Here is an 8,329-nt window from a genome sequence, read left to right as displayed (position 1 = left end):
CAATTACAGAAACACCGGTTTGCTAATTATACGGATAGGTTTAGGTGCAATGATGATATATCATGGCTATCCTAAACTTATAGGCGGAACCGAAATGTGGACGGGACTTGGCGGTTCAACAAAATATGTGGGGATCCATTTTTTACCGGTAATGTGGGGGCTTTTAGCTGCACTTACCGAAACGCTTGGTGGTTTTTTGATAATAATAGGCCTGGCATTCCGCCCGGTATCCTGTTTGTTAGTAATTCATCTTATTGTTGCATCCCTTAGTCATTTTGGCAAAGGTGAAGGCTTGGATGCTGCTGCACATGCAATTGAACTGGCTTTTGTTTTTGCAGGATTAATATTTGTTGGCCCGGGGAGGTATAGTATAGATAAAAAATAATTGTGACGCTGTCGTTAAATTTTATCAATATGACCCATCCCTTCAATATCTATTTGATTGTAAATATTAAATTATATTAACTGGCTAATAGGATCCCATTAATGAAAAGCAAATTTATCGGTCAAAGCCTTTTATATTGTATTCAAATTGCATATTAGTTAACATTTGTTGAGAAACAAATGGTATAAAATTTTACAGTGTGCCTTTGTTTGTTGTAATTTGAGTTAATTAACAATCATTAACCTAAATCACCTTATCATGAAAAAGCTAATTTTATCTTGCTTAGCGAGCACGCTGTTAATTCTGCCTTTATCCTCTTTTATAAGCGTTCAAAATCAAAAAACTGTTTTATCAGTTCATCAAAAACAGGTGCAAACATGGGATGCCGGTTATTTTACCGTGGGCAGCCAAATGTACCATGCGTATGCGGATCAACAGGAAGGAACAATTGTAGCTTTGTACAAAACTACCGGCGAGGGTAACCCGGATGGTGCTGCTATTACAACGTTTTCGGGTTATAGTTATACAGCGCCCCCGCCATTATACTCCGCTTCTGTAAATGTAACCTTCACCGATGGCACTTCAAAACACTATAAGGGCCCGGTTACTTATTGATAGTAAACGAAATTCTCAAATCTCTAAACTTCAAAAGGGGAAGGTATAATACCTCCCCTTTTGAAGTTTCAGGAGCGGAAATGAAACACCATTATCTCTTTACCGACTGATATTTGATAGTAGTGGGAAATAAAATATGATACCTTAAGCCTGGATTACTAATTTTTTAGTTTATATTTTGTAACAATAACGTTACCCACTATACACATTCGTCAGGTAAAACTAAGTTTTACGTTCATTTCACTATTTTCAAATTCAATATTTAACAAAACAATACATTTAGTAAAATAACAGCATTAAACGGCTCAATTATTAAACAATTATATTTATATATTTATATAAATATAAACCACATGAAAAAGATAACTGCATTAGCACTTCTGCTGGCACCGCTGGCTGTTATGTCGCAAGACAAGCTTGTGAAAAAGAAAGTATCCCTGAACTTAACCGAACAATACCATGTTTTAAACACTGATAAAGATGTAAGGCAAGGCTTGTATATGGTAACTGACGCCGAAGGCGGCGCAGTTGTTAGGGGTAAGTATGAGAATAATAAAAAAACGGGCACCTGGATGTTCTACGGACCCGATAATAAACTTGTGCAACAGTATGATTATAACAACTCAAAAATGTTGTATACCAACCAAGATTCGGGCTCTTATGTAAAAACTGAATATAGCATACCTGCCTCAGATAAAGCAGAAGTACAAACACCCGTAAAAATTGGTGGTTCAACTTTAGCATTTTTATCATTTTATAATACTAAGGATATACCGCCATCAATTATTAAGGAAAAATCTGACATAAACATAACTTATACAATAAATGTAGAGCCAAGTGGACAAATTAGCAGCGTATATGCTGACTATGAAAGTGGTTTTACGAAAGAAAGAAGAAAGGTTTATGTTAAACCAAACTCATCTGGCCTGTTAGATTTTATACCCGCAAAGGTTGATGGTAAAGAGGCAAAAAGTACGGTAATGTTGTCAACTACTATTCAGTCTGACAAGATTAGAGTTTATGGCAATTACGAAAATATGTCAACCCAAAAAAATTAAGATCAAGTATATAACTTCATACTTTTCATATTTAAGCCTCCGCCAAAATAATGGCGGGGGTTTTTGGTTTAGTCAGTTTACTACTGCTCATACCTATATATTTAAGTATCAGCGTTGTTCCGCGTACTGGATAAGATCATTATATCAGATCAATAATTCTGCTAACCGATATCGTATCGGTTATATCATCACAAAATGAGGACCATTGAAAGCAGCTCATTCGGCCCCATAAAATCATCCATGTAAAAGTTCGTCCACAAGAGATGGCGCCATAAAAAGGCCTTAAAGCACTGTCAGGATACCTGATTTTTGGGAGATTGGTGCGGCCTATCGATCTTGTCGAAAATCAATACCGCTGCAGGCTTAACATATTTACCGCCAAAGGCCGCGACTTGGGTTATTTATGGGAAGTATCCGATATAGGCAAATTATATCTCAAGCCCTGTAATCAGATCATGCCTTAATAGTTTAACACACTAATTGGGCTTCCTTACCGCGTTTAAACTTTTATTGTTACTACTATTTGCTGTCCTCCCTTTAGCATTGCACAAAAAAAGGCATCCTATTATGAAATAGGATGCCTTACTATATAGGAAGATTATATTATTTCTTTACTAACGTCTGCGTAATTTTACGCGGAGCACCAGTATTGTAGAAATACGTTAATGTAAACGTTTTTGTAGCAGGATCATATTTGTTAACACCACCTGGAGTTAATGCAACTGAAGTCTGTGTAGTACTTGATAATGATACAGAATTGTCCGCGTTTACAACAATTTTAAGGTTTGGCCCTAAATCTGCTAATGCATCACCCACAATACCATTAGAACCTGCGGTATTCATGGTTACATCAGTGTCGAAAGTGAATGTGCCTGCGGTTGGGTGAACCCTTGCACCTTTACTACGGTAAACACCTTCATACTGATTTTTGCCCCCAATAGCATATAATACAGACCCAAAGTTACCACTAATGGTGCCCTTAGATGTTGATTTAATGGTTAAAGGTAATGCATAAAGAGCATCAAAGTCAAAACCAGTAACAGGAATATTTACATTAACTGTAAGCTTCGCACGTCTTTCTCCCTTTTTTATAATCACTTTGTTTGTTGGGAGTGAATAAATACTTGATGCTAATGGCTCATATTGGCTGTCACCATCTACAGCAGCTTTTGTATTATACTTAGTTAAAGCTGTTGGGTCAACCTCAACATCAACCGTAATATCCTCCGGAGCAGTCTCTGTACCGGAGTAACTTACTGTTATATCAAAACTACTTGCCTGGCCGGTTACAAACGATTTACCATAGACAGGGTAAAGTGCCGAAACAGATGATTGATACGTATCCGTTGTATAAAACTCAACGATATTTTGAGGCTTGGCCCCAATAATCGGCTGATCCTTTAAACAAGAACTTAATCCTGTCACCAAGGCTAAAACCGAAGCTATTTTTAAAAATGTTTTCATTTCTTTTAACTTTTAAGTGTTATTTATTTAGCCCAGAATATTTTGTTAGTGTACGGGCTTATACCACTTGGTGTATTAGCCTGGTTGTACGAGTACTCAGAAACAGGGTATAAAATACGTGTAGGCAACTTGTTAGCACCTGTAGACTGTGATACTGTAGATGCAAAAGTTGCAGTAGGAGCGTTGCCAGTAATAGCAGGGAATCCAGTTCTGCGGTATTCATTCCAGGTCTCAGCACCAAACTGATAGATCAAAGCAAGATATTTCTGAGTAATTATCTTCTCTAATTTGTCACCAGGACCGTCCCAGTTTGCATTTGGATTACTTGACAGTGACAGGTAATCTGTAACAGCAACGTCCAACTTAGGTAACCCTTCGGCATCAAGTACCGCATCACTTACAATATTTTGCTCAGGATTATACCCTGCGGCTAAATACAAATATTTAAATGCTTCTGTTACACCAGCTTCATAATTCTGTTTTGCAGTAGTACCGTTGGATAAGATCCCTTTTAAATTAGCTTCTGCCTGTAAAAAGTAACTTTCAGAAGCAAGCATTATCGGTTGTCCGGCTGATTCGCCTTTAAATAATCCTAAGCCAGACTGATCCCAAATATCATAGGTATACCAAAAGTTTGGTGTCGGAGATTTAGGGGCATCAGCACCTGTATAACCTAACTGGTTCGACGGAGTGCTTACTCCATTGTATTGATTAAAGATAAGCTCCCCACGAAGATCATCGGAAAATTTTACCCCATCAAAGAAGGAAATGATCCATTTTGACGGCATGAAAACAGCACCTGCGCCACGGGCACCGCCTGTTTCAGAAAAAGCCCATCTGTCCCAATACGGGTTTTGTTTACCGGCTGTTTTAGTATACTTTGGTTGAAATATAGCATTTTCAGTAAGAAAACCGGTAGCTGCGTCAGGTGTAGGTTTAGTAAAGGTTACTTTACCGCCAGCCCTGATAATTAAGCGTAGCTTAAGTGTATTGGCAAACTGCGCCCATTTAGTAACATCGCCTCCGAATAAAGGATCGGCACGTTGAAAAGTGATGTCAGAAGTAGCCGCTTTCATTGCTACAATAGCTGCATCAAGTTTATCGCCAAGGTCCTTGTAGATATCTTCGGCTTTGTCATACTTAGGCTGAAGTTTATCAACACCTTTTAAGGCTTCAGAATAAGGCACATCATTGTAAGTATCAACCAGCATTTGATAGTCATATGCCTTCATGATGTTTGCAGCAGCATTAAATGTTGATCCAGCTTCAGAATTATCAATAATGTACTGGTAATCTTCCAGGTTATCGTAAGTATTCTGAAATAATCCATTAAAGTCGCCGGTTGTGTAAGCGTAAGAGATAAGTACACCCAGGCTACCAAAACCGCCGGCATTACCAAAATAACCATTGGATTGAGAGCCATAAGAATTGTAATCACCTGTGTTTACAATCAAAGCCGCTGTCCCTGCAAGGGCCGCTGGAAGCACCAGCGCGGGGGTTGCCTTAGTTGGCAAGTTCGGGTTTGTGTTGATATCTAAATATTTCTTACAAGATGTTGCAGAGAATATGAGGATACCAGATAAAACTATACTAAATATTTTTTTCATGATATTTTACTTAAAAAGTTACTGAGATAGTACCACCGAAGTAACGAGACGGAGGTGTTTGTCCCAAGTTTGTTAAACCAATTGCATTACCGCTTGAATTTGCATCACCATCGCTATACTCAGGATCGGTATAAACGTTTGATTTTGGAGCAAACAAGAATAAGTTACGGCCTTGTACGCTGATAGTTACAGCTTTAATTGCTTTTGTTTTTCCAAGTAATGATTTTGGAAGATCATAAGCTAATGAAGCCTCACGTATTTTCCAGAATGCACCAGAGTAAGTGTAGTTGATATCCATGCTTGAGCGTGGATCATCAGTCCAGTAACCGGTACCACCATCACGTACAGTGATATTAGTGTTCGGAACATAGGTATTAGTAGCAGCGTCAAGATATACAGAGTTCGGGATCACGAAACGATCGCGATTGTAGTAACCGCTAAAGTATGATGAACCTGAGAAATCTAAGGTACCTGCTGCCTGGTTAAATATGCTGTAACCACCACGATATTCAGCTAAAGCTGAAAAACGCAGGCCTTTGTATTTAACCGATAAGTTAACGGCTAATATATCTTTGGGCTGTGCATTACCTAAAACAGTTACCTGATCAGATGCTGTTGGATAACCGGTGATAGCGTCTACAATAATGCGGCCTTGAGAGTCGCGAGTGTAGTCATGACCCATAATTACCGGGAAAGGCTGTCCTGCAACGGCGTATGAACCGGCGCCACTACCGTAAACGGCTAAGCTAAGACGAGGAATATCAGCGCTGATTGAATTAACAAGGTTATTGATGTGCGTATAGTTAGCACCAATGGTTACATCCCAGTCGTGGTTTCTGAAAGCTGTTAAATTTAAAGAGGTTTCTATACCTTTTGAGCTGGTCTCGCCAATATTTGTTCTGAAAGTATTGAAACCAGTAGCTGTAGATACACCGGTTTGTACGGTTTGTGCATTTGTTTTAGTGCTGTAGTATGTAAACTTAGTAACAACTCTGTTGTCCCAGAAGTTTGCGTCAAAACCAGCTTCCCAGCCTTTGGTTATTTCTGGCGTTAAGTTAGCTGATACAATAGTGTTACTGAGTGTTAAACCACCCTGGCTATTGTATGGATAACCAGAACCCTGGCTAAAGGTAGGATCTAATGCATAAGCACCGTAATTGTTACCTAAGTTAACCTGACCAACTTTTGAAACACCACCACGTAATTTGATAAAGTCTATACCTTTAATATCTTTCAATTCTTTAAAAGCATCAGTAACTACGAATGATACGTCAGCAGCTGGATAGAAGAAAGAACGGTTGTTTGGAGCTAAGATAGAAACCCAGTCATTACGGCCCGTGGCGTGTAAGAACAAGTAATCTTTATATCCAACGGTGAAGTCACCATAAACACCCTGTTGGTGGGCATTGTAAAGGTTAGATGTAGCAGTAGGTGTATTAGTACTGTTAGATAAGTTAAATATTCCAGGAACTACCAATCCTGCAACGTTTGCAGTAAGGTCTTTTTGGTTGTCATTACGAATACTTGCACCTAATGTCAACTTAAAGCTGAAATCTTTTACATTTTGTCTGATACCTACTAAGAAATCTGAGTTGATACGGGTTTGATAGAATGCATAATCCTGATTAGAACCCAACTCGTCGTTAATTTTGTATGTACCGGCTAACTCTGGTCGAGATTTAGTATAGTCAGTAAATGCAAATTTATCAGTGTATATCTTTTGGCTTGTGTTACGGGTAGTGATACCAACACGGTAAGTGAAATCCAACCATTTTAATGGGTTATATTTCAACTCAACGTTACCTACCAAATAATCGTTCCTTGTTTTTTGACGGTTGTTACCGGCAGTATAATAAGGGTTGTTGTAATATGCGTTAAAATAACCGTTAGGGTTAGCGTATTGATTATTTCTCCAATCCTTATAATCAGTGATATCTATCTGACCAGGGCTGTTCAACAAGTTATTGTAGATACCTGCAGTTTGGGTAGTAATATCATAACGGTTTTGAGTGTAACCGGCATTATAAGTTAAATTAAGATTGTTAAGGATCTTTTGCGTTCCGTTAACCCTTAAGTTTGTGCGGTTAAATTTATCACCAGGGGTAGTACCGGTAACCATAGCGTACTGGCCTGAGGTGTAAATTGTAGACCTATCATTACCAGATGATAAATTGAAATCTGTTTGATTAGTTAAACCATTTTGCCAGAATTTATTTTTAGCATCTTTATAAGAGTAAGGGATCATTTGCTGATCACCATTCTCCAATGGCAAACCAACTGGCCTTACTACACCGTCAAATGCAGGGCCGAATTGTTGGTTTTCATACGGGATATATGCTTGTATATCGCCTGATGAACCAGAACCGAAACCTGTTTGAAATTTAGGATAAAAAGAAACCTGCTCAATTGTAGTAGTGTTAGATACACGAATTGAAGTTTGTCCTCTTTGGCCTTTTTTAGTAGTTACGATGATCGCACCGTTTGATGCCTCTGAACCGTATAAGGCAGCAGCACCAGCACCATTTAATACCTGAATATCTTCAATGTCTTCAGGGTTTAAGTTGCTTAAGATTGCGTTTGGAACAATTACGTTATCAACTACGATCAACGCGTCGTTGTTACCGGTTAATGAACGCATACCACGTAAAACAACACGGTAATTAGGGTTAACACCGCTGCTTGTTGCGTTGATTCTTAAACCTGCAACTTTACCGTTTAAACCCGCAATTGCATTCACAGGCTTTGCTGCTGTTAAAGAAGCTGGTTTAATTGTAGTAGAAGCATAACCTTGCTCTTTTTTACGAGCCTCGATACCACCCGCAGTTACAACCACCTCGCTCAACTGGCTGGCGCTTGAACTTAAACCTGCGTTTACTACGCCGCTTGATCCGATTGGAATCTCAAGAGTTGAGAAACCGATAAATGAAAAGCGAAGTGACTTTGCCGATGCTGGCACATTTAGGGAGAATTTTCCCGAAGCATTGGTTTGAATACCAATTGTGGTTCCGGATACTGTAACACTTACTCCTGGTAACGGCAAGCCGTCATCCTTTGAAGTAACTGTACCAGTAACTGTACGATTTTGTGCATATACCTGTGTTATGCATAACATCAGGAAACACAAACTTACTAGTAGAAGTTTTTTCATGTTTGTTAATAATAAGATCAGTTAATAGTTAATTAGTCATAAAAGTAGTGTT

The 8,329-nt window shown here is 38.7% G+C and carries 6 protein-coding genes; 3 read left to right on the top strand and 3 right to left on the bottom strand.

Annotated elements, in window-relative coordinates; translation table 11 throughout:
- The 3 genes from JWQ85_RS08120 to JWQ85_RS08110 form a co-directional block, all read left to right on the top strand.
- Positions 1 to 385: DoxX family protein (locus JWQ85_RS08120; RefSeq protein WP_299466653.1), on the top strand; the 385-nt coding region annotated here is incomplete at its 5' end.
- Between the two features lie 258 nt (positions 386 to 643).
- On the top strand, positions 644 to 1,000 hold the full coding sequence (locus JWQ85_RS08115; RefSeq protein WP_299466650.1) for a hypothetical protein: 357 nt from the start codon (positions 644 to 646) through the stop codon (positions 998 to 1,000).
- Positions 1,001 to 1,353: 353 nt separating this feature from the next.
- Entirely contained in the window at positions 1,354 to 2,058 is a 705-nt protein-coding gene (locus tag JWQ85_RS08110; RefSeq protein WP_299466648.1) for a hypothetical protein, read from the top strand.
- A 603-nt stretch (positions 2,059 to 2,661) separates the two neighbouring features.
- Here JWQ85_RS08110 and JWQ85_RS08105 read toward each other — a convergent pair.
- The 3 genes from JWQ85_RS08105 to JWQ85_RS08095 are packed head-to-tail and all read right to left on the bottom strand — an operon-like array spanning position 2,662 to position 8,277.
- Positions 2,662 to 3,522 carry a DUF1735 domain-containing protein gene (locus JWQ85_RS08105; protein ID WP_299466645.1) on the bottom strand — a complete coding sequence of 287 codons (861 nt, stop codon included), beginning with the start codon at positions 3,520 to 3,522 and terminating at the stop codon, positions 2,662 to 2,664.
- Positions 3,523 to 3,545: 23 nt separating this feature from the next.
- Positions 3,546 to 5,129: a SusD/RagB family nutrient-binding outer membrane lipoprotein gene (locus JWQ85_RS08100; protein WP_299466642.1), complete on the bottom strand. Its 1,584-nt coding sequence runs from the start codon at positions 5,127 to 5,129 to the stop codon at positions 3,546 to 3,548.
- Positions 5,130 to 5,139: 10 nt separating this feature from the next.
- Positions 5,140 to 8,277, bottom strand: coding sequence for a SusC/RagA family TonB-linked outer membrane protein (locus JWQ85_RS08095; protein ID WP_299466639.1), 3,138 nt, complete (start codon positions 8,275 to 8,277; stop codon positions 5,140 to 5,142).
- Between the last annotated feature and the right edge of the window lie 52 nt (positions 8,278 to 8,329).

The sequence above is a fragment of the Mucilaginibacter sp. genome (assembly GCF_028288105.1).
Lineage (GTDB): Bacteria > Bacteroidota > Bacteroidia > Sphingobacteriales > Sphingobacteriaceae > Mucilaginibacter.
Note: the sequence above shows the minus strand (reverse complement) of the source record. Positions and strands in the feature narration are given on the sequence as shown.

What these genes read in the sequence shown, in the direction of transcription:
- JWQ85_RS08115 (WP_299466650.1), top strand. Translation starts at nt 644, where the DNA reads ATGAAAAAGCTAATTTTATCTTGCTTAGCGAGCACGCTGTTAATTCTG.
- JWQ85_RS08100 (WP_299466642.1), bottom strand. Translation starts at nt 5,129, where the DNA reads ATGAAAAAAATATTTAGTATAGTTTTATCTGGTATCCTCATATTCTCT.
- JWQ85_RS08110 (WP_299466648.1), top strand. Translation starts at nt 1,354, where the DNA reads ATGAAAAAGATAACTGCATTAGCACTTCTGCTGGCACCGCTGGCTGTT.
- JWQ85_RS08095 (WP_299466639.1), bottom strand. Translation starts at nt 8,277, where the DNA reads ATGAAAAAACTTCTACTAGTAAGTTTGTGTTTCCTGATGTTATGCATA.
- JWQ85_RS08105 (WP_299466645.1), bottom strand. Translation starts at nt 3,522, where the DNA reads ATGAAAACATTTTTAAAAATAGCTTCGGTTTTAGCCTTGGTGACAGGA.